Here is a 23,372-nt window from a genome sequence, read left to right on the forward strand (position 1 = left end):
GTATTATAACGTATTCACCAACTAGTAGCAACGCTGAAATCTAAAGTGCCAGAAACTCCTCAACATCCTTCACACATAAATTGATGGCGTTTTCCCAGAAATCTGGTTTTGTTAAATCAACTCCCAAATGTTTTTCCGCTAAGTCTTCAACGGTCATTTTTCCGGTGTCGCGAAGCAGTGCAATATAATCCTCTTCAAAACTACTACCTTTTTCAAGTGCATGTGCATAGATTCCGAGACTAAACAAATAGCCGAACGTATATGGAAAATTATAAAATGGTGTTCCCGTGATGTGAAAATGCAGTTTAGACGCCCAGAAATTCGGATCGTACGTATCTAACGCATCGCAATACGCCTCTTTTTGTGCCTCCACCATTAATTCATTCAGTCTTGGTACTGGAACCATTCCTTGTTTTCTTTCTTCATAAAATCGCTGTTCAAAAAGGAATCGGGCATGAATATTCATGAAAAAGGCAACACTTCGTTGAATTTTATCTTCCAGCACGGATTGCTTTTCTACTTTGCTTTTCGCGTTCTTCACCGATGCATCAGCAATAATCATTTCCGCAAACGTTGATGCCGTTTCTGCTACATTCATTGCATACCCCTGATTCAACCCATTCACATCATTCATGACATGTTGATGGTAAGCATGGCCTAATTCATGGGCAAGGGTAGCAATATTAGATGATGTCCCGGAATAAGTCATAAAAATACGTGTCTGTTCACTATCCGGAAAACTTGTGCAGAATCCTCCTGGACGTTTTCCGGCACGATCTTCCGCTTCGATCCAACGATTATCAAAAGCCATACGGGCAAAATCAGCCATTTTTGGACTAAAGTTTTGGAAATTCTCGACGATAAAATTGGCCCCTTCCGTATAGCTAGAAGTTTCCACTTTTTCGGTTAGGGGTGCCCCGATGTCATACATACTTAGTTTTTCTAATCCTAACAATTCTGCTTTCCTTTGCAAATAAGCAACAAATGTCTGTTTATGGTTCGTAATTGCACCCCACATGGCATCTAATGTTTCCTTTTTCATCCGATTAATCGCTAATGGTTCTTTTAAAACGTCCTGCCAATCACGATGTTTATAGGTTTGCAAACGAAATCCTGCCAAATGATTTAATGTTTGACCAAATAAGTTGGCATTTTCCGACCATGCGTCCCCCAGTTTATCGAATACATGCTGACGTACAGTTCGATCTGGATTACCCAATTTATTTGCTGCTTGTCCTACAGAATATGCTGTAACTTCTCCATCCTCTTCAATCGCTACATTCATATTTCCAACAACTGTTTCATACATTTGTCCCCAGCCATGATACCCATCTACCGCGAGATCATTAATTAGCACTTCTTGATCTGCTGATAACAGGTCTTTCGCCTTCTCCCTGTTTTCATCCAGGACAAAAGCAACTTCCTCTATATTTGGTTGTTTAAGCAACTCACTCCATGTTTGATCATCAATTGAGACTAATTTTTGTTCAAAATTTGTTTTAATCGCATCCATTTTCGCTTTTAACTCACTGCGTTTTCCAACTAAAACACTAGCCTTTTCATCTTTTACATCTTGTGCACTTAAACAACTAACAAAAGCAAAGGCTTCCCGTAGTTTTTTCATTGTGTGTTCAAGTCCATCAACAATGCTTTCTAACAAAGCCATATTGACATTTTTCTTAGCAGGTATGAAATCGTTAACTTTACCAGCTAAGTACTCCATCTCACGCTCTAACGTTGTAACATATGTATGAAAAGCTTCTGACTCACTCCCACCTGGAAAAATCACATCAAGGTCCCAAGTAGGTTTATATGTAGTTTGCATCAAATCTCTCCCTTTATAATAATTCTTACTTATTTCATTATAACGAAAAGTAAGTAAATGGTCAGCATATTAGACTGAAAAAAGAAATATTTTAAAATTCCTTCCTGCCGCAATTGACAGGAAGGCTCAAGGTTCCCTAACTATTCATTTCCTGTGATCTCAACTTTCGCACTGATAAAATAAGATCAAACAGTTAGCTGAGGGTTCTACCAAGCCACATTCTACCACTTCACTAGTCCGGGTGAGTGGAGGGTGGTGACTCCTCGAAAAAGAAAAGCACTTTTTCTCACGAAGATGTATCGCTGACGTAGCCTTCCTTGTCCTGCGGGAACAATGGTTTTCGGTGGGGCGAGTTAGCGCAGCCCCAGCACGTGTCCAAAGACCTCGCAGAGTGGTTTGAAAAGGAGGGTCGACTAAAACCGTCCTTTGCGGACAACGTCGACATACCCCTCGCCGGGGCAAGGAGGCTGAGGCCGTGCCCGCGGAAAGCATCCACCCGGAACGATCCCGGACGGTGGGAAATGCGTGTACTTATAGAAAAGAGTCTAGTAGTCACAGCTTGATTAAATGTGGTTAATCCAAGTCAACTTGAGCAGTTAATCTCCATCCTTCCTCATTCTATCAAGGCTTATTTGTCTATTTCCGCTGCGAAAGTTGAGCTGTGATTAAATAACAGGGATTTATTTTCCGTCACTTTTTTCTGCTTTTGCCAAACCATTCTCACATAACACCTTTTTCTGCTGTTTACCCTTACTTGTGACATAATTATTTTTAAACCAGGCGACTATTGATGTAATAATGGTAAATAGTAATGCAACTGCTTGCTCAACTATCTCGGAATCTAATGGTAAAGGGGATTTTTTGAACAATACTAGAACCTGATTCACAAGTGCCAAAACTAAAGCAACTGTACGGACAATCGTACCTTTGTCCAATTCCTTCACCTCCTTCAATCTAACCTCCTATACTATTATTTTCAGTTGACTTGAATTTTGGAACGGCTCGAGGAATAAATTAGAAGAATAGATGTGGTCAATTTTTTGGTAGTTATCGATTAATATTCAAAACGCAGTATCAATTTACAAAAAAACAACCCTGCAACTTAATGCAGAGTTGTCGATTATTTTGATGGTCGTTTAATCGGCAGTATTCCATTGGTTATTCGCGACACATAGATATTGAAAATAATGACGCCAAAAATAACAATAAATAAAGCGCTAAGAAACTGCATGGCGATACTAACAATATCATTTTGAATGATGTCCATTAGAAAACGCGAGAAGTAATACAAGACCATACTGCCAATCCCCATAATGATAATAAATGTTAGTAGTACACCCATTATTTGTTTTGCTGATAGCTTCTTCCATACTTCCCTATGTTTAAATGCTGCATAGATTACGTAGATGATTAGAATAATGATCATCATTATTGCACGGTTCATGTTATAGCTCCTTCATTACGAATGAATCGGTTTTCCTTCTTCAACAGCTTTTTTTAACAATTGCTGCATGTAGCCAATTCCTTTGCATTGCAAAAGTGGAAATGACGCAGGAACAGAATTACCAAAACTTTCATAAACTACTTTTTTATATTTTTTACCTGTTAGAACGATTAATTTATCATATTGGTCTAACTGTTGCTCCTTTACTTGTTCACGTAAGTGCTCCATAGAAATGATCTCATCACTTTTCTGGTTAAATGTCACATCATACGGGCCATCAACAATATCATCTGCAAATAAAAAACCATGCTTTGCTGACAGAATCACCCAATTATCCGTAAAAACCTCCGCATATTGACGACAAAGATTATGAAAAGTTCCAATGTAAGCCTCACTTGCTGTAACGGCACCTAATTCGGGATGTTTATCCCAAACCTTCTTAATACCGCATGGAATAATACTTAGCTGTTTCATTTTTACACCCCTCTACTTTTTATGTTACCATACATAGCCATCGGGGTTATTTCCTCCATTAAAAGAGTTATTCTTCTGAAGATGTCCTCCGTTAAAAATATAATCGAGAAAATCCAATGTTTCACTTGAAGTTAATTGCTCACCATCGACTGTAATACTTTGGATATCAAATGAATTCGAATCCTCTTCCGTATAAAATTCAATCTGAATATCATATTGATAATCATTAATTTGCTTTTCCCCATTATATGCTACGATAATAAAATTCGAATCATTTGTTGCTTCCTGCCATTCTCCATGTTCAAAAAACTCATCGAACATTTCTCCTACTGTTCTATCCGGATACTGTTCAAATGATCCATGTTTTATCTGATCTACTACATCAAAATTCATCGGGATAAACCACATAGGGATAACATACACAACCACCATAATAACAATTGATAACAAAACGCCGAGAAAACTTGCTTCTCCTTTATGTTTTAGTGACACATGTTTTACATCTTCAGCAGGCTGTGCAAGACGAATCGCATGCACTTTTTTCATAGTATGTTTTTTATACAAATAATTTCCAAACAGCCCTAATAACATGGAAATTCCAATCGAAATAAAACGATCGATTGGGTCGATAACTGCATCTGCACTATATTGATAGTTAAATAGATAAAGTGCGAAATCAATTGCTAGAAATAGGATCGCAATAAAAAAAACTTCGCGGTACATTTTCCGATAACCTAACCATAATGTACTAAAAAAGAATGCCGGGAAATTCCATGATGATGGACTTCCCTTCTCCTCCATTCGATCCCACTTAGACCGATAAAAGGGATATTTCTCCCCAACAAAATCACGTACATCATCATTAATGGAAGTCGTTTCATAGGATTCATGAAAAGATGGATCAGAGTTCGTTACTGCTGTTGAAGCAGGCTGTTTTACTTTATGACCACATTCGGTACAAAAGCTCGCATCTGCATCCAGTTCTGTCCCACAATTCGCACAATACATAGAAGTCCTCCCCATTCCATACTTAATTTTATTATAGCATTACTACACCTCATTTTGCGATAACTTATTTGGTGTTTATCCAATAATCTATGTGGGAAGTTTACATTGTACAAGCCACTTAAATTACTTGACAATATTTATTTATAGTTATATACTAAATAACGAAAAGTAACCTACTAATTAAACATATTTATCGGAGGGATTTCGAATGGCAAAAACAAAATGGACAGTTGATCCGGTGCATAGTTCACTAGAATTTGTTGTAAAACATATGATGATTTCAAAAGCAAAAGGTGAATTTACTGAATTTGATGCTACCATAGAGGCAGATCCAGAAGATTTAACCGATTCATCGATCGAATTTAATGTTGACGTAAACAGTATTGACACACGTAAAGAAGACCGTGATAACCATTTACGTTCAGCAGACTTCTTTGATGTTGAAAATCATCCTAAGCTTACTTTCAACGTAACGGATATTAAAAAGAAAACTGAAAATAATTACGATGTAACAGGTGATTTAACTATCCGCGGGACAACAAAACCTGTAACATTTAATGTAGATTTTGAAGGCCAGCATAAAGACCCAATGAGTGGTAACACAGTTGCGGGCTTTAGTGGTAGCGCAGAAATTAATCGAAAAGATTTTGGCCTAACATGGAATGCCGCATTAGAAACTGGTGGTGTGCTAGTAGGTGAAAAAGTTAAACTAAACGTGGAAATTGAAGCACATAAAGAAGCATAAACGAGATGGTAAAGGGGCTTTCCTATTTGGAAAGCCCCTTTCTTATTGCTAAACTTTCCTTTTCGATTACCTTTGCTTTAGTGGGAGCTTCTTGTTCCGCATCCCATGAATTTCTATAAGAGTATGAATCTTGTTTAACTGCATCACCTTTGAGGAAAAGCATAATAAAGGTAATTAGAAGGAGGAATTTGGTAATGGGATTAAATGTTGCGCAAAAATTGATAAAAGATCACCTAATATCAGGGTCCCTTCAAAAAGGAGAAGAAATTGGACTAAAAATTGACCAAACATTGACACAAGATGCTACAGGAACAATGGTCATGCTTGAGCTAGAAGCAATGGGATTAGACTATGCAAAGACAGAGGCATCAGCCCAATATGTTGATCATAATCTAATCCAAGTGGACAACAAGAACCCGGATGATCATTTATTTCTTGAAAGTGCCACACAACGATTCGGTCTGCATTATAGCCGTCCTGGTAACGGTGTAAGCCACCCTGTTCACATGCAGCGATTGGCAAAACCTGGAAAAACATTGCTTGGGTCTGATAGTCATACATGTGCGAATGGCTGTATGGGGATGCTCGCTATAGGTGCTGGCGGTATTGACGTCGCCATGGCAATTGCTGGTGAACCAATTTACATTAAAATGCCGGAAGTGTTAGGAGTGAAACTAGTAGGAAATCTTCCCGACTGGGTAAGTGCCAAAGATGTGATTTTGGAAATGTTAAGACGTCATGATGTCAAAGGCGGCATCGGAAAAATCATTGAATATTATGGTCCAGGATTAGAACACCTAACCGCAATGGATCGCCATGTAATTGCTAATATGGGTGCAGAACTTGGTGCAACCGCCACTGTCTTTCCATCAGACAAGGAAGTAAAACGATTCTTAAAAAAGCAAAATCGAGAGGTAGATTGGCATGAATTAATAGCTGATGATGATGCCAATTATGATTTACACGATACGATAAATCTCACTGAATTGGAGCCATTGGTGGCAAAACCATCAAGCCCTGGAAATGTTGTAAAAGTCAACGAGTTAGAAGAAACACCAATTTATCAATCTTATATTGGTTCATCAGCAAACCCTGGCTTCCGAGATTTTGCTATTGCTGCAGAAATTGTAAAAAATAAACAAATCGCGACAGGTCTATCATTCGATATCAATCCAACATCAAGGCAAATGCTTACAAATCTTGTTGGGGAACTTCATATTGCCAGTCTTTTACAATCCGGTGCACGTCTACACCAAGCCGGTTGTAATGGATGTATTGGAATGGGACAAGCTCCAGCATCGGGAAGAAATAGCTTACGAACAACACCGCGAAATTTTCCTGGCCGTTCTGGCACTCGAGAGGACAGTGTTTATTTAGCTAGTCCAGAAACTGTTGCAGCATCTGCGTTAACAGGAAAAATCACAGATCCAAGAACATTAAATTTTGCTTACCCAAAAGTAAATGAACCTACTAAATCAATGGTAGATGATCACTTATTAGATGAACCACTTTCTTATCAAGAGGCTCAACATGTCGATCTTGTTAAGGGACCGAACATTGTATCAATTCCGGAAATGGATACATTACCAAATGAAATAGAAATACCTATTTTATTGCATGTTGGCGATAATATATCAACGGATGAAATACTTGCTGGTGGCGCTCGTGTCTTACCGTATCGCAGTAATTTACCCGAAATTAGTAAATTTACGTTTGAAGCAATCGATCCATCTTATTATGAACGGGGAATGAATAGCAAGGAAACTGGCGGTCATGCCATTATCAGTGGATACAATTATGGACAAGGATCAAGTCGCGAACATGCTGCACTTGCACCAAGCTATCTAGGACTACGTGTAGTAATCGCAAAAGATTATGCACGTATCCACTGGCAAAACCTAGTAAACTTTGGTGTTTTACCATTAACATTTTCTAATGAAAAAGATTTCAACAAATTAACGCAAGGTGACGTTCTCGAATTCTCCAACTTACGGGAAGTCATTACTAAGCAACAGGAATTTTCAGTATCAATAAAAGATAGAGATGATAAAGTAAATGTGAAACATACTTTATCAGAGCGACAGGTTCATATTGTATTAGCAGGTGGATTGATTAATTGGATTCGAGCTAAACAGGTATGATGGATTTTTCGGGAGATTAGTAATGCCTTTTTGGGCGATGTTTTGGCTCTCGGGATGATGTTTCTACTCTCGGGATGATGTTTTGACTCTCGCGCCGATGTTTTGGCTCTCGCGCCGATGTTTTGGCTCTCGCGCCGATGTTTCCGCTCTCGGGATGATGTTTCCGCTCTCGGGATGATGTTTCTGCTCTCGCGCCGATGTTTTGGCTCTCGCGCCGATGTTTCTGCTTTCGGGACGATGTTTTGACTCTCGCGCCGATGTTTCTGCTTTCGGGATGATGTTTTGACTCTCGCGCCGATGTTTCTGCTCTCGGGCTGATGTTTCTGCTTTCGGGACGATGTTTTGGCTCTCGCGCCGATGTTTTGGCTCTCGCGCCGATGTTTCTGCTTTCGGGACGATGTTTTGGCTCTCGGGCTGATGTTTTGGCTCTCGCGCCGATGTTTCTGCTTTCGGGATGATGTTTTGACTCTCGCGCCGATGTTTCTGCTTTCGGGATGATGTTTTGGCTCTCGCGCCGATGTTTCTGCTTTCGGGATGATGTTTTGACTCTCGGGACGATGTTTTGGCTCTCGGGACGATGTTTCCGCTCTCGGGCTGATGTTTCTGCTTTCGGGACGATGTTTCTGCTCTCGGGGCGATGTTTTGGCTCTCGGGATGATGTTTCCGCTCTCGGGACGATGTTTTGACTCTCGCGCCGATGTTTCTGCTTTCGGGGCGATGTTTTGGCTCTCGGGATGATGTTTTGACTCTCGGGATGATGTTTCTGCTTTCGGGCTGATGTTTTGGCTCTCGCGCCGATGTTTCTGCTCTCGGGCTGATGTTTTGGCTCTCGCGCCGATGTTTCTGCTTTCGGGACGATGTTTTGGCTCTCGCGCCGATGTTTTGGCTCTCGCGCCGATGTTTCTGCTTTCGGGATGATGTTTTGACTCTCGCGCCGATGTTTCCGCTCTCGGGACGATGTTTCCGCTCTCGGGCTGATGTTTTCCCGTTTCCGTGTGATACTCTCACAAATCAAGTTGATGACGGGGACAACCTTCATCCAATCTTAAAAAGCTGAACCCAATTCCTTTTGGGTTCAGCTTTTTAAATTACCTCATCTTCTATAAAAAGATGGAATGCCCATTAAGCATTTACCATCTTTACAAATTTATTTTCATAAATACGTTTCTTTTTCGTGTTATTTGTCGCATCAAAAAAGGCAATTACATCGGCAAATGCATTTTCTAACAGTTCACGATCCTTTATTTTCTCCAATTGTTCAATCGCACGTTCATAGTTAACCCCCGCAAGGTGCTTGTCTTCTTTATCCTTATGTTCCAAACAATACGCATATTGCATGTAAACCATACCAAGTTTACGGTCCGATTTTCCAGGTTGTTTTTTATACATATCAATCGCACGTTGATAGTATGGTACTGCTTCATCTAATTTTGATTGGTCAAAATAATAAAAAGCCATTTCAATTAATGCTTCAGCATGAACAAGGGTTTCAGATAAAGCTGAATCATCAATAAGTCCAAGCGTTTCTTTCAAGTAAGAATAAGCCATTTCATTATCATTACGACTGCCATAAATTTTTGCCAAACTTACTAGGCTATTAATTTTCATTTCTTTATTCTCATCCGCAAGTTCGACAGCCTTCTGCAAATATTCAATAGCTTCCTTTTGCTCATTTTTCGTTGAATAAAGCATACCAATTTTAAAATGCAAATAAAGAATCATATATTTATCCCGGATATCATCTGCCTGAAAATAGGTCAGGCCTTGTTTAAAGTATTTAATCGCACGTGTGAATTTTTCCAATTGCTCCTCTGCCTCACCTAAAACCAAATAACCACGTGCAAGCTTGATGCGATCAGGTTCTGCTTCCGTCTCCATTCGTTTCACTGCATCTGATAAAATTCTGCGGGCAAGTTTGTAGTCACTCATAAAGGCAAGTTCGCCTAGCGTAATAAGCTCATTGCCACTCATGCTATCCGCATCATTGTACAGTTGTTGAATAATTTCAGAAGACCGCCTAAATTCCTCGATTTGTGCATGGCTCACAGCTTCTAGCAACATTAAAAGTTCAACCAGTTGCTTATTATCCTGATATTTATCCCGAAGTTGTGCGGACTTTGAAAGTACATTCGGAAAGTGGTTACGCTTAAATTCTTCTAATAATTCCTGTAAGTCGTCTTTGTTTGCTTCATTCATTGTTTGTTCGAATTGTTCTTCCAAGTTTAAAATATCTTTATTCGCCATTGCTTCAATCCCCTATCAAGTAGCTTATTGTTCAGTCTAACCAAAAACATGAATTAAAAAACTTTTCTACTATATTGTAGCGAAAAAGTCGATTCTTTGCTGCTTTTTTCCTTAACTTTCATGAAATGATCATATTTCATGTTATAATCGAACTATCAAGGGAGCGTGATTTTCATGATCGTTTTTTATGATAGCTTTTGTTCCATGTGCCGAAACAGCTCAATCATTTGGAAGAAATTCGACTGGAATAATCATTTAACCTTTGAGTCGTTCCGTGACTTAGATAGTTATCCAAAAGCAATGGAAGAAAACCTTCATGTAAAAGAAAATGGACAATGGTACGTTGGATTCACTGCCTTAATCCAAATTGCGAAACACCTTCCATTACTATGGGTAGTTATTCCGTTTCTATATCTTTTTAAAATGATTGGTTTAGGGGATTATATCTATAAAAAAGTTGCAGCTAACAGAAAATTAATTCCGGTAAATCAATGTAATGATGAAGGATGCCAACTTCCTGCTAATAGAGATTGACATTACTTTGATTTATGTTCCACTGAATCGGAGGAGTAAATAGTAATGCTCATTTTTCCATTTTTGGCATCTGCTCTAATTAATATAGGATGATTGTATTCATTTTTAAAAGCAAAATCTGGTCCATACCAGCTTACCGTTGCATCACGGCCTGGCGGAACATATGGTACACTCCTGCTGTGTGAATAACGCTCAACAATTTCAATGCCAATAAGATTGACTGCATTATACAACGTAGAAGAAACCTGACAGATCCCCCCACCAATATCCTCTGCTAGCTCTCCTTTCACAATAACTGGGGCTCGCTTGTACCCTTTTTCCTTCGTTCGCTTTCCAACTACTTTATTAAATGAAAATGTCTCTCCAGGAAAAAGCACATGGTTATTTATCGCCGCGGCTGACAATTCAATATTACGGGTTCGCTCTTTATTACTTGATTTAAAATAAGTCTCATAACTCCCAATTTCATTCTCTTTTATTTCTGCCAACAATTCACTATCCACCTTGGGAAATACCTTTTTTTTCGGCACTTCTACCTTAACAGGTTTTCCATCATAAAAGAATTTACGGAATAACACATTAAACTTTTGTCGATCAAGCGTTATTCCTGGTTTCTCTTTGACAATTTCATCATTATCATTAAGGGAAGCATTTACTGGCTCTTTACGTATTTTCTGTTCTAGGTTATCAAGCAACAGATCCATTTTTTCATCTTCAATAAAGGGACCATCTAAAAAAGGAAGGGAATAATGATCACGTGTAACCGTTGTTAATATGTTACCTTGATCAGTCACCGCTAATTCATTAGGGATTATTGTTAATGGCGTAAACGTTAACAATAAAGAAAAAATGACAGATTTCATTCATCTCAACCTCCTTTACCTAGTATTCGAAATTGGAGCGGATTCATGTAATAATGTGTAATAAAAAAACTCCCTAAAGTTTAGGGAGTTTTTGCATTCATTAACGGAAATCTCTTGTATTTTCCATGCTTCGACTAGCACATGCATAACCTACGATCGATGCAAGTGTAGCTAAAATAAAATATAGTATTCCTTTTTTCATTCCATATATCCTCCTCATTCTTCCCTACACGCTTTCGAGTAGGTCAACGTTTAGCGGGACAGTCACTCCGCTTACGATTAAAATGGACGTACTTTTCCTTTTTTAAGAAGTAATTTGGGTCCGCCTTGCAAGAACAATGAACGGTTGTCAATTACTTTTTTCATCGTTGCAGCTGACTTACCATATAATTTTGTGCCTGAAAATACAGTTCCCATCGCGTCTGTTACACCAAGGGAAGCAACAGTTCCTTTATCATCAAACACAAAATTTGTTAAAGCTTGATGATGAAGAAGTGCGTAAATGTTATTTGCACATGTTGTTGCGTGTTGCATTGCTGCCTGTGCTGTTGGTGGGAATGGGCGTCCTTCTTTTTCGTTCATTACCCATGCACAGTCACCAAGAATGAAAATATTTTCTTCGCCTGGTGCACGCATGTCACCATTTACCGTAACTTTTCCTTTTGTCAATTCAAAACCAGATTTAGTTAAAACTGGGCTACCTGTAACACCGCCAGTCCAAACAATTGTACCGGCTTTTATTTCCTCATTGTCATCACCAACAACGAAGCTATCCGCTTTACATTCCTTGATTGCAGCACCTTCACGGAATTCTACACCGCGTTCTTGTAATGATTGTTTAGCGTAAGCAACCAGTTCTTTATCAAACCCAGGCATAATGGATGGAGCAGCCTCCACATTAATGATACGGACTTTACTGCGGTCAATATCGTATTTCTTACATAGTTGTGGAACTTTTTCAGCTAATTCACCAACAAATTCAATTCCCGTGAAACCACCACCGCCGACTAAGATATTTAGACTATCTTCATCTTTTTCTTCGCTATTTTTATATTGAATAAATTGATATTCAATATGTTCACGGATTAATTGACTTGAATCGATATCTTGAATAAAGAATGCATTTTCTTCCATTCCTTTTATACCAAATGTGTTTGTTACAAATCCAAGTGAAATGACTAAATAATCATACGAAATTTCACTGTTTTCCAACACAACAAGATTTTCATCTCGTTTTACTTCTACAACAGAATCATAAATTAAGCGAACGCGATTTGGATTAATGACATCGCTAATCATAAAACGCGCCTGGTTATGATTGATTGTTCCTGCTGCTACCTCATGTAACCAAGTTGTTTCATAATGATAGTTGTGTTTGTTGACGAGTACAATCTCCGCCTCTTCAGCACCTAACTTTTGTGTCAATTTTTTTGTTGTCATCATTCCTGCATAACCAGCACCAAGGACAACAATTTTTGGTTTGTTCATTGTCTTGTCCACCTTCCCTTTCATTTCATTTGCAAGTCAGTAAAGCTTACAGATAAAATAAATTACATTAAATAAAATTCCTTATGTAACAACATATCCATAATATCAAAGTTTTTATAAATAGGCTAACAATTAAATATTGTCATAGAAAAGTCAGAATTTCTGTGATAATTGTCATACAGGCTGTATTCGCTTTGTTTGTAGCTATTTGCCCCGTAGCTCGTTTACACTTCGCTTTCCGGGGGACGCTTATGAGGAAATATATACTTAGATATTTTTTCAAAAACAACAATCATTTAAAAATAGGCTTTCAAGAAAAGCGAAAAAAATACGTAAATCATTTTACATGATGGAAGAGGTGGATTATGGAACAGCTAACCATTCGTCAAACTGATCAAACTGTTGTTGAACTCTGTCAAAAAGATCCCTTTATGCATCAATTAGTAACGATTGTTGGGGACATCGAAGTAATGTTAAGACCGGATTATTTTCAGTCCTTAGTAAGATCCATGATTGGTCAACAAATTTCGGTAGCGGCTGCGAGTGCCATTTATAATCGATTGCAAACATTAATGGGAAACAAGATTACTGCTAAAGCTATTAAGGAATTGGATGATGATTCATTACGCTCTGTTGGTTTATCGGCAAGAAAAGTTGTTTATTTACGGGACCTTGCTGAAAAAACGTCTAGTTTAGAAGTTAATCTGAATTTGTTACCTGAATTGGATAACACACAAGTTATTAAACAGTTGACTAGTATTAAGGGTATTGGTAAATGGACTGCCGAAATGTTTTTAATTTTTTCTTTGACAAGGATGAATGTCCTAGCATTAGACGATATTGGTATTCAGCGCGGTGCAAAGTGGCTTTACCAAGTGGATAAATCCGAACGACGAAAAATTCTACAGAAAAAAGCTAATCTATGGGATCCGCATTTCACCATTGCTTCATTCTACTTATGGGAAGTGGTACATTTGGAATTTGATAAGTATTATGGGTCAATCAACGAAATAAAAACGGAATGCTAATTCTTCCGTTTTTATTTCGTTAAAGAAAAGTAGTATAAAACAAATAAGTGTGAATGTTATGATGTTTTTCAGATGAATTATATTGACAATAAGGCGTTCCATTCATACAATATTGGTATATGAAGATATACGCATATATTGAAAAACTAGGCTGTTTTCTAAAAGTTTGTTGTTTTAGAGGAAATAATTACGCAAAATTTTTACACCATCCTCCCCCGATAAGCGAATGTATTCGGGCTGCTGGGCAGATAGCGACAAACAATGTGAAAACAGTCAAACGTTAACATGAAAGGAGTATTGACATTGGAAAAAGAAATAAAAAGTCATGAAGATCTTGACGAGGAAACACTTTTTGTTGTATCACAAACCTTTAAAGCGCTAAATGACCCCACTAGAATCCGAATCTTATATTTGCTATTTGATAAAGAGTATTCCGTAAATGACATTGCCGAAAATCTACACCTTAGACAATCAACTGTTTCCCATCAGTTACGCTTTTTAAAAAATTTGCGATTGGTAAAATACCGAAGAGAAGGAACATCATTGTATTATTCTCACGATGATGAACATGTTATGGATATACTAAAACAAACGATTGAGCATGCTTGTCATCAGTAATACTTTAGATTGGAGGAAAATCTATTGGGACACGATCATACACACGGTGCAAATAAAAAAGCGTTAACGATTAGTTTTATCATCACGTTTGCTTACATGATTATTGAGGCAACAGGTGGATTCCTTACCAACAGTCTGGCATTACTATCAGATGCTGGGCATATGTTAAGTGACGCGATATCGTTAGGGGTTGGTGTACTCGCCTTTGTTATGGGAGAAAAGGTAGCAAATTACAGCAAAACATATGGATATAAGCGGTTTGAAATTCTTGCTGCACTATTTAACGGAGTTACCCTTATCCTCATTTCGTTATATATCATTTATGAAGCGTACCATAGATTTACGGATCCACCTGAAGTTGCGTCAACAGGTATGCTGATCATCGCCTGTATTGGCCTTGTAGTCAATATTGTTATTGCTTGGATATTAATGCGTGGTGATACCAAGGAAAATTTAAATTTAAGAGCAGCATTCCTTCACGTATTAGGTGATTTACTTGGGTCAATTGGGGCCATCGTAGCAGCACTACTAATTATGTTCTTTAACTGGGGCTGGGCAGATCCGCTTGCGAGCGTCATTGTATCAATCCTCATTTTAATTAGCGGTTTCCGCGTTGCTAAAGATGCCGTTCATGTTTTAATGGAGGGTACACCGAAGAATATTGAATTAGATGATATTATTCGTACCATTGAAAAAGTCTCTGGCATTGATAGTATCCATGACCTTCATGTATGGAGCATTACGAGCGGTCAAAATGCACTATCTTGTCATGCTGTAGTTGACGGTAAGCTAACAATTCAAGAAAGCCAAAATTTACTTCGATCAGTGGAAAGTAAATTAGAACATAAAGGAATTGGGCATGTAACGATTCAACTTGAAAACAAAGAGCACCCACACGAAGATTCCCTTATGTGTCAACAAGAGCAAGAACCACAAGAACACGATCATAATCATTGAAAAATGAAATGGCACTAGCATATTTAGCTAGTGCCATTATTTATCGGTGACAAGCGGGTAGAAAACAACGATCCACACGATAAAAACCTACTCATTTAACAGTGATCGATTTCTTTGGCATGGTATGCAAATCTCTAGCCGTTGTATGTGCATACATTTCAAATTCACCCTCATGATCAAATGTCACTTCCGCTGTGTATGTCCCGTCATCGTTATTTTTTGCTTCAACCATTGTACTATCATCTTCATTACCCTTTTCCCAGTATTCAAATTTGACTTCATCCGCATCCTTTACTTTTTCATCACCATATGTAACGATCGCCTTCAGTTCAACTGGCTCCTCAACACTTGTCGTATCAGGAACCGGGAATTCTACATGAAGTGCTTTTGGTTCCATATCTTGACTTTCTTTTTCATCTTCTCCACATGCTGCCAATACCGTAACTAGCAAAACAACGATAAATATCCCTATTATTTTTCGCATTTTTAATCCCCATCCCTTAACAAAAATTATCAATTTCTAACACAAATGTACCAATTGATTAAGATTTTATCAATGAACATTATGTGAATAATTTCCTTCATACAAACAATCTTTTAGAAAGCATCAAAAAAGCCATGATTTCCGAGAATCATGGCCTTGTTGTACGCTTATTCTTGCAAGGAAGCTTTTTCTTCACTCAAAGTACGATGACTTCTGTGTTTTACAATAAAATACACCATTGTTAACATCATGAATCCGATAATATAAGCAAATAGGATTCCAATATTTTGCCACATAAAGGTGAAGTTTCCGCTTGAGATAACTGCCTTAAATGCTTGCACTGTATATGTCATAGGCAGCGCTGCATTAATCGGCTGCAATGCATCAGGAATCAATTCGAGCGGGAATGTACCAGCGCTTGTCGTCAATTGAAAAATAAGAATAACAATTGCAAGGAAGCGTCCGGGATCACCCATTGATGTCACAAGAAATTGGATTAATGTCATAAATGCCAGACTAGTTACAATTGATGTTAAGACAAAAAGTGGAATACTTTTCACATCAATTCCTAAACCAAATAAAAGAATAACGTCAGCAATTAGCGCTTGTACAACACCAACCAACGCGATAACACCAAATTTGCCAATAAACCATGTGAGACCATTTTTAGGTTTAATAACAGGTTTTTTCAACTGATAAACGATCGTAATTAATAATGCTCCAACAAATAAGCCTAATGATAGGAAATACGGAGCAAATCCAGTACCATAGTTTGGAACTTTATTAATTTCTTGCTTATCAACGTTTACTGGGTTACCCATCATATCATACGTATCATCATCTGCATGTACGGAGTTTGCTTCACCAGCAGCAGCTCCGAGTTTGTTATGCAATTCATCTGTTCCATCTACTAATTCGACTGTTCCATTTGCCAACTCTTTTGAACCATCTGCCAATTCTTCTGTTCCATCACTAATTTGTGCAGTAGCGCCCGCTAACTCACTCATCCCGCTATCCAACTGACCAACACCTGTCGCTAATGTATCGGCTCCATTTGTTGCACCTGATAGCTTGGTGTTAAACAAAGCTAAACTATCAACATATTGTTTTTGACCATCACTTAGTGCAAGTGATCCTTCTTTCAATTGTTTTGAACCATCTGCTAATGCGTGAACACCACTTTGTAACGTTTCCTGTTTTTGATTAATCGTTACAATTCCATCGTAGAGTTTATTAAATGTTGGGTTAACTGCATCCTGAATTTGTCCTTCCAACCCACCTATTGCATTTGTAAATTGTTCGTTTACCTCATTTTTGTATTTGGTAAAGCCTTGGTTAAGACCAGAGCCAATACGTTGTTGTAATTGCTTTGGCAACTCATCTTTTGAAGGCGAACTTTCCTGAACTTGTTGCTGAAGCGATTCTAATACTTTCGGATCAACATTATTTTCTTTGAGCGTAACAATGATCTGCTTCATTTGTGCTGTTTGTTGCTTTGAAATCTGTTCAGCCAAAGCCCCTGATAACTGGCTATTTAATTGCGATTGCAACTCATCCAATCCAGCATTCATTTCGCCTACACTCGTTTGTAATTGCTTGCCAATTGTCTCAGCCATCTCAGTTGGAAGTTTCGTTTGGAATTCTTTTAGTCCATCCTTTACTTGGTCCGTTCCAGCAATTAGCTCTGGTACCTTTTTATCCATTTCTTGAAGCCCTTTATTAGCTTTGGCGGTTCCATTAACCAGACTTTGTGATCCATCTTGAACGTCTTTGGCAGCATTTAGTAATTTACCACTGCCATCTGACAATTGACTAATTCCATTGGCAAGATTTTTCGAACCATCAGCTACATCATCCATACCTGCTTTCGCCTGATTTACACCATTTTGAAATTCGATTGATTTGTCAGCTAATACAATTAAGTTATCTTTTAATTTTTCGGATCCATCTTCCAGTGCTTGTGCCCCATCATGCAGCTCTCCTGCGCCATCACTTGCATTTCCAAGACCATCTGCCATTTCTGTTACTTTATCAAACATCGTCTCCGCATAGGTTGCCGAAATCTCACTAGAAATAGCGGTTTTAATTTCTTTTACCGCTGTTTCACCAATTTGCGAAGAAAGAAAATTGTAACTTTCATTCGGGACATATTTCATTTGTAATTTTTTAGGTTTTTCATCTAGCAATGTTGTAGCATGTTGCGAAAAATTCTCTGGAATCTCAACCAACATATAATATTTTTGATTTTCTAATTCTTGATACCCATCTTCTTTTGAAACAAAATGGAACTGAAATTCTTCGTTGCCTTTTAATTTATCAACGAGCTCATCACCTAATTCCAATTCTTCCCCTTCGTAATTGGCACCTGTATCTTCATTGACAACAGCTACTGGTAAATCTTGAAGATGACCATATGGATCCCAAAATGACCATAAAAACATACCTGCATAAAGAATCGGTACAAAGATAACCGCAATGATCGGAATTAATATTTTTTTATTGCTAAAAATATTTTTTAACTCCGAAAAGAATAATGATTGTTTCATTTACTTATATCCTCCCATGATAATTGTTGACTATTTTATTCATCAAGTCAATTTAATGTAAAAATATGACCAATTTATTCATTTAGTCATTTTTATTCAAAAACTAAGGATCATCATTTCGTTGATAATCCCTCAAAAATGTATAAATTGAATAGTCGCGATATCTCATCTCTTCCCAACGGTTCATGGAATTGCTCCCAGTCAAAGATAAGCGATTTATACAATTTCAACATTACAAAAGCAGTTATTTCAGGATTACATGGTTTAATTTCACCTTTATTAACCGCCTTTTCTACGATATCTTTAATATAATTGATAATCGTGTTCTCTAACTTCTGAACAACCTCTAATACTTCAGGTGTTCCAATTTCACGTTCTTCCTGCAAAAGCTTGATCGTTAACTGATGATCTTTTCGAAATTCCAATAATTTAAGCAGTGCACAGGTAGCATTCTCATAAAACGGTAGACTTTCATCCATTGTATCTTCTGCAGCTGCCTTCATTTCCTTAATAAGTGAAGAAATTATTTCATCAAATAACTCTTCCTTATTTTTAAAAAAAGTATAAATCGTCCCCTTTCCGACATTTGCCAGTTTTGCAACTTGATCCATTGTTGTTGCCTTATATCCAAATAAAGAAAAAGATTTTGTGGCTGCATCAACAATTGATTGTTTACGGTCAATTGCCATTCATTCCACCCACCCTCCATTATGACCAAATGATTATATTGGTCATTTTGTACAAATTGAATCATACCATTATTTTTAATTCCTTTCAATCGCTAGAGTGTCCTCACAAGAAAATTAACAGCTTCTCTCGGAATACCAAAAAAACAGTTGACACTTTTAAAAAAAGCTGTAATAATACTTAAGATAAGTTTATACGGTTACCTTTAATTCAGTCCTGTGAGGCTGGCAAGGTGGAGCAGATGATGGTTTGTTATTGATTAAAACGGTAGAAGTAAATCTTACTGTTCTATTCGCTCACATACACCTTGCCTATATATAGGCAAGGTGTTTTTTGTATTTTTATCCGCATTATTATAATGGTAGCCGGTAAACCTAATTTTTAAAAGGAGAGAGAAAAATGGCACATAAGGAAATACAAGTTCACGACCGTTTACCTTTTTTACAAAGTTTACCATTAGGTATCCAACATTTATTTGCCATGTTTGGCTCAAACGTACTGGTACCTGTACTATTCGGAGTCGATCCGGCAACCATCCTATTAATGAATGGGATTGGAACATTGTTATATATTTTTATTACAAAAGGGAAAATCCCTGCATTTTTGGGAGCCAGTTTTGCCTTTATATCCCCTACTTTTGTTGTATTAGGTCAGTATGCGGGTGGAGCAGGCTATAGTTATGTACTAGGTGGCTTCTTCATGGTCGGGATTGTCTTATGTATTGTGGCACTTATTGTCAAATTTGTAGGTACAGCATGGATAGACGTCATATTCCCACCAGCGGCAATGGGGGCGATTGTTGCCGTTATCGGATTAGAGCTTGTTCCAACTGCAGCAGAAATGGCAGGGTGGATTGCCCCGGCAGATGCTGACGGAACCTGGACAATTGATCCTAATGTTGCAATTGTTTCACTTCTAACTCTAGCAATAACCATTATTTGTTGGGTCACACTTCGCGGCTTTTTGAAAATCATTCCTATCTTAATCGGCATTATTACTGGATACATCATTGCCTACGCATTCGGTATAGTAGACCTATCAAAAGTTCAAGAGGCCGCCTGGATTTCTGCACCAACTTATTACCAGATGAAAATTGACTGGTCGGCAATTCTCGTGATTTTGCCTGCAGCACTTGTTATTATTCCAGAGCATATTGGACACTTATTTGTGACAGGAAACATCGTTAAAAGTGATTTAACAAAAGATCCCGGACTTGATCGTTCATTAGCAGGGAACGGAATCTCTACGATTATTTCCAGCTTCTTCGGTTCTACTCCAAACACAACCTATGGGGAAAACATTGGAGTTCTAGCTATAACAAGAGTTTACTCAACTTGGATAATAGGATTAGCAGCGGTGATGGCTATCATCTTGTCTTTCTGCGGAAAACTGGCAGCATTAATTTCGTCGATTCCAGCACCTGTTATGGGCGGTGTATCCTTGTTATTATTTGGTATCATTGCAGCAAGCGGACTCAGAATGCTTGTCGAGTCAAAAGTGGATTACAATCGTTCACAAAATTTAATCTTAACGTGTGTTGTTCTTGTTATTGGCATCAGTGGTGCAACCGTTCAAATTGGTTCTGTTGCCCTAACAGGGATGGGCTTAGCAACAATTGTAGCCATCATCCTTGGATTATTCTTTAAATTACTTGATGTGTTGAAGTTGTCAAATGAGTAATATTAAACATAAGGCCGTATCTCAATCGATACGGCTTTACTAGTTTTAGAGATTTATTTCCCAAAATCCATCTTCCAGCTAAAATAATCATTATCTGGATTTTTTTCATAGCTTAAATAGGCATTAAATTTGCTTCCTTTTTTACTTGTCAGTCCTTTTACATAGGTTCTTTTGTTTTTTAACAGCTGCTTCACCATCGTTTTTGTAGGTTTCTTTTTCATTGTCGCTAAATACTTGTCATTTTTCCATATCACAAATTTACAGCCGCTCTTCCAATTACTGCAACCAAACCCCTTTTTTCCTTCGATTACACTGCTTCCACATTGCGGACAAGACCCTAATCTTTCATTTGTTTTTCGAGGTGACTGAGAAATTTCATTAATGATAATATCCTGCCCAGCTTTGATTGTCGCCACTGACTCATTGGTAAAATGAAAGACGACACGTAAAAATTCCTTTTTGTCGATCTCCCCTTTTTGAATATCTGATAATGTCTTCTCCAAGCGACCAGTAAATTCTAAATCAAACAGATCCTTTACCGGGAATGTTTCCACAAGCCTTTTGCCTAAATCGGAACAGAATAGATGTTTACCTTGTCCCGCGATATAGCCGACATCTTTCAATTTCTTAATTGTTTCGGCCCTAGTCGCCGGTGTTCCAATGCTGAATCCAGTCAAAATACTCCCCATTTGTTCTTCATTTTCATCTTCCTTAAAATTTTTTCCACACGTCTCCATGACTCGCAATAGCGTTTTCTCTGTGTGATGCTTTGGCGGTTTTGTTACATGGGAGGTAACTTTTGAATCCAGCAAACTTACATTGTCATTTACCTGAACTATTGGTAATAGATTGTCCTTCGATTGAATGTTTTCTACCTTTTTCCATCCTTCAACAAGCTGTACTTTTCCCTTCGAAGCAAAGTGTCCTTTCACTTCATCTATTTTTGTGATGAGCTTTGTTTCCTCATATTCGGCAACAGGCATAAATTGCATGATAAAACGATTTTTAATTGCGATATACACGATTTGTTCATCACTCGTTAGACGTTTTGGTTTCACATAAGTTGGAATGATCGCGCTGTGACTTTCCACCTTGGCATTGTTAAAGACCCGCTTCGTTTTCTTGAATTTAATCTCATCTTTATACGGCAGATCTTCTGCTAATGTTTTCAATACGTTGGCTGTCTTCCCAACTAAGCTCTCGTCTAAAGCAACACTAGAAGTACGCGGATATGTGATAAATTTTTTCTCATAAAGTGATTGGGCAACTTTCAATACTTTATCAGATGTCCAGCCTTTATATTTATTCGTTATGTATCCTTGCAAGTTAGATAAATTGAACAATAATGGGGCAAACTCCTTCTTCTTCTCCACTTGTTTGTCGGTAATTATTGCTTGCTTTCCTTGAATAGTCTTTTGAATGTTGTCCAACGTATCTTTTTGTTTAAATTTTTCTTGTTTTGCCTCAACATATGTACCTTCATACGCTTGCTTATCATCTGTCTGAAAGGTTGCTGTTAATTTAAAATAATCCTCTGGTACAAAATTTTCAATTTCCTTATCGCGATCATAAATTATTTTCAACGTAGGCAACAGAACCCTTCCAATGTTCAGCGCTTTTCCCTTACCTTTTTGATATTTTAATGTCGCAACAGAGGTTAAATTAATCCCAATCACCCAATCAGCCCATTGCCTGCTAACTCCGGCATCTCTCAATGGCTGCATTGTCTCATTTGGTCTCATCTTTTCGATTCCTTGAAGCACTTCCTCTGTGGTCCATTCATTAAGTAACAAGCGATACACTGGTTTATTTGGATTTGCCCGATAAATAATGCTATCCCCAATTAATTGCCCTTCCCGATCATAATCACATGCAGAGATGATTGTATCAACGTCAGTTCGTCTCATTAAATAATGAATCGTTTTTAATTGCTTTGTTGCACCCTGATCTGATCGTTGCCTATTTCGTGGATCAGTTTTTATTTTATACTTAAAATTAGCAGGGATAAACGGAAAGTTGTCTAGTTTCCATCGTGCCATTTTGCTATCATAGTCTTTTGCGTCGTATAGCTGAACCAAATGACCAAAAGCCCACGTAATGATATAGTTGTTTCCTTCAAAATAGCCATCTTTTTTACCTTTAATTTTTAGCGCATCTGCAATGTTTTTCGCAACTGAAGGTTTTTCCGCTAAAATTAATCGCATTGGCATTCACCCCTTTGTTATTTTATAACATATAACCTTATATATTTTCTCACGCTTTAGGCAAACTAATAACGATTGGAGGAGGGACTATATGAATAAAAAGAAGATGCGAAAAAATAATAATGTGCAAGCACCAGGTATTGATCCTGATGATTCTTACGGGGAGGATGCAACCCAATCCGAAATTGAAAACGAAGAATCGACAACTGTTACAAGGCTCACCTATGATGAATATGATCCAAGTGAGGAATAATTGCTTCTCCTCAAAAAATGCCTAGCCCACTTGAAAAATAAGTGGGTTTTTTTAGGTTTGCAATCCTTAATACATGCCATTATCATAGCATATTTTTCTCAAAATGACGAACATTCGTTTTGCTAACGTGTGTTTTTATATAAATTTTA

At 37.8% G+C, this 23,372-nt stretch carries 21 protein-coding genes; 8 read left to right on the top strand and 13 right to left on the bottom strand.

All coding sequences use genetic code 11. The annotated features are described in order from the left end of the window. Window positions 1-40: 40 nt before the first annotated feature. From C8270_RS16170 to C8270_RS16190, 5 genes are all read right to left on the bottom strand, one after another. Window positions 41-1,825, bottom strand: coding sequence for a M3 family oligoendopeptidase (locus C8270_RS16170; RefSeq protein ID WP_106497829.1), 1,785 nt, complete (start codon window positions 1,823-1,825; stop codon window positions 41-43). 680 nt (window positions 1,826-2,505) lie between these two features. Further along, complete coding sequence (locus C8270_RS16175; RefSeq protein WP_106498569.1) at window positions 2,506-2,769, bottom strand: phage holin; 264 nt, start codon at window positions 2,767-2,769, stop codon at window positions 2,506-2,508. A 176-nt stretch (window positions 2,770-2,945) separates the two neighbouring features. Further along, window positions 2,946-3,269 carry a hypothetical protein gene (locus tag C8270_RS16180; protein ID WP_106497830.1) on the bottom strand — a complete coding sequence of 108 codons (324 nt, stop codon included), beginning with the start codon at window positions 3,267-3,269 and terminating at the stop codon, window positions 2,946-2,948. Between the two features lie 15 nt (window positions 3,270-3,284). Next, window positions 3,285-3,743, bottom strand: a complete 459-nt coding sequence (locus C8270_RS16185; protein WP_106497831.1) for a DUF6884 domain-containing protein — start codon at window positions 3,741-3,743, stop codon at window positions 3,285-3,287. Between the two features lie 24 nt (window positions 3,744-3,767). Then, window positions 3,768-4,751, bottom strand: a complete 984-nt coding sequence (locus C8270_RS16190; protein ID WP_158701746.1) for a DUF2628 domain-containing protein — start codon at window positions 4,749-4,751, stop codon at window positions 3,768-3,770. Window positions 4,752-4,959: 208 nt separating this feature from the next. Here C8270_RS16190 and C8270_RS16195 point away from each other — a divergent pair, with 208 nt between their 5' ends. Next, complete coding sequence (locus C8270_RS16195) at window positions 4,960-5,496, top strand: YceI family protein (protein WP_106497833.1); 537 nt, start codon at window positions 4,960-4,962, stop codon at window positions 5,494-5,496. Between the two features lie 194 nt (window positions 5,497-5,690). Next, the gene (locus C8270_RS16200) at window positions 5,691-7,637 is read left to right on the top strand and encodes an aconitate hydratase (RefSeq protein WP_106497834.1); all 1,947 of its coding nucleotides are present in this window, start codon (window positions 5,691-5,693) and stop codon (window positions 7,635-7,637) included. A gap of 16 nt (window positions 7,638-7,653) precedes the next feature. On the opposite strand, the gene C8270_RS16205 is transcribed toward C8270_RS16200, so the two are convergent. After that, on the bottom strand, window positions 7,654-8,676 hold the full coding sequence (locus C8270_RS16205) for a hypothetical protein (protein WP_158701747.1): 1,023 nt from the start codon (window positions 8,674-8,676) through the stop codon (window positions 7,654-7,656). A gap of 83 nt (window positions 8,677-8,759) precedes the next feature. Beyond that, window positions 8,760-9,881, bottom strand: a complete 1,122-nt coding sequence (locus tag C8270_RS16210; RefSeq protein ID WP_106497836.1) for a tetratricopeptide repeat protein — start codon at window positions 9,879-9,881, stop codon at window positions 8,760-8,762. Between the two features lie 174 nt (window positions 9,882-10,055). Between C8270_RS16210 and C8270_RS16215 the strand changes: the two genes are divergently transcribed. Further along, a complete protein-coding gene (locus tag C8270_RS16215) occupies window positions 10,056-10,415 on the top strand; it encodes a thiol-disulfide oxidoreductase DCC family protein (RefSeq protein WP_106497837.1) in 360 nt (119 codons plus the stop codon). Window positions 10,416-10,417: 2 nt separating this feature from the next. Here C8270_RS16215 and C8270_RS16220 read toward each other — a convergent pair whose 3' ends face one another. After that, the gene (locus tag C8270_RS16220) at window positions 10,418-11,266 is read right to left on the bottom strand and encodes a VanW family protein (protein ID WP_442785831.1); all 849 of its coding nucleotides are present in this window, start codon (window positions 11,264-11,266) and stop codon (window positions 10,418-10,420) included. A 291-nt stretch (window positions 11,267-11,557) separates the two neighbouring features. After that, on the bottom strand, window positions 11,558-12,766 hold the full coding sequence (locus C8270_RS16225; protein WP_106497839.1) for an NAD(P)/FAD-dependent oxidoreductase: 1,209 nt from the start codon (window positions 12,764-12,766) through the stop codon (window positions 11,558-11,560). Window positions 12,767-13,131: 365 nt separating this feature from the next. On the opposite strand from C8270_RS16225, the gene C8270_RS16230 reads away from it, so the two are divergent. The 3 genes from C8270_RS16230 (at window position 13,132) to C8270_RS16240 (ending at window position 15,369) form a co-directional block, all read left to right on the top strand. Then, complete coding sequence (locus C8270_RS16230; protein ID WP_106497840.1) at window positions 13,132-13,794, top strand: DNA-3-methyladenine glycosylase family protein; 663 nt, start codon at window positions 13,132-13,134, stop codon at window positions 13,792-13,794. A gap of 303 nt (window positions 13,795-14,097) precedes the next feature. Next, window positions 14,098-14,412 carry an ArsR/SmtB family transcription factor gene (locus tag C8270_RS16235; RefSeq protein WP_442785810.1) on the top strand — a complete coding sequence of 105 codons (315 nt, stop codon included), beginning with the start codon at window positions 14,098-14,100 and terminating at the stop codon, window positions 14,410-14,412. A 24-nt stretch (window positions 14,413-14,436) separates the two neighbouring features. Continuing rightward, entirely contained in the window at window positions 14,437-15,369 is a 933-nt protein-coding gene (locus tag C8270_RS16240) for a cation diffusion facilitator family transporter (protein ID WP_158701748.1), read from the top strand. 91 nt (window positions 15,370-15,460) lie between these two features. Here C8270_RS16240 and C8270_RS16245 read toward each other — a convergent pair whose 3' ends face one another. From C8270_RS16245 to C8270_RS16255, 3 genes are all read right to left on the bottom strand, one after another. Continuing rightward, entirely contained in the window at window positions 15,461-15,853 is a 393-nt protein-coding gene (locus C8270_RS16245; RefSeq protein WP_106497842.1) for a FixH family protein, read from the bottom strand. 167 nt (window positions 15,854-16,020) lie between these two features. Continuing rightward, window positions 16,021-18,399, bottom strand: a complete 2,379-nt coding sequence (locus C8270_RS16250; RefSeq protein ID WP_106497843.1) for a YhgE/Pip domain-containing protein — start codon at window positions 18,397-18,399, stop codon at window positions 16,021-16,023. Between the two features lie 113 nt (window positions 18,400-18,512). After that, window positions 18,513-19,088 carry a TetR/AcrR family transcriptional regulator gene (locus C8270_RS16255; protein WP_106497844.1) on the bottom strand — a complete coding sequence of 192 codons (576 nt, stop codon included), beginning with the start codon at window positions 19,086-19,088 and terminating at the stop codon, window positions 18,513-18,515. Between the two features lie 397 nt (window positions 19,089-19,485). On the opposite strand from C8270_RS16255, the gene uraA reads away from it, so the two are divergent. Next, on the top strand, window positions 19,486-20,766 hold the full coding sequence (gene uraA / locus C8270_RS16260; protein WP_106497845.1) for a uracil permease: 1,281 nt from the start codon (window positions 19,486-19,488) through the stop codon (window positions 20,764-20,766). Window positions 20,767-20,819: 53 nt separating this feature from the next. On the opposite strand, the gene C8270_RS16265 is transcribed toward uraA, so the two are convergent. Then, window positions 20,820-22,970, bottom strand: a complete 2,151-nt coding sequence (locus C8270_RS16265) for a type IA DNA topoisomerase (protein ID WP_106497846.1) — start codon at window positions 22,968-22,970, stop codon at window positions 20,820-20,822. Window positions 22,971-23,061: 91 nt separating this feature from the next. Here C8270_RS16265 and C8270_RS20310 point away from each other — a divergent pair, with 91 nt between their 5' ends. After that, window positions 23,062-23,223, top strand: a complete 162-nt coding sequence (locus tag C8270_RS20310; protein ID WP_199794689.1) for a hypothetical protein — start codon at window positions 23,062-23,064, stop codon at window positions 23,221-23,223. Window positions 23,224-23,372: the final 149 nt, after the last annotated feature.

This window comes from Lentibacillus sp. Marseille-P4043 (assembly GCF_900258515.1).
Taxonomy (GTDB): domain Bacteria; phylum Bacillota; class Bacilli; order Bacillales; family Amphibacillaceae; genus Lentibacillus_C.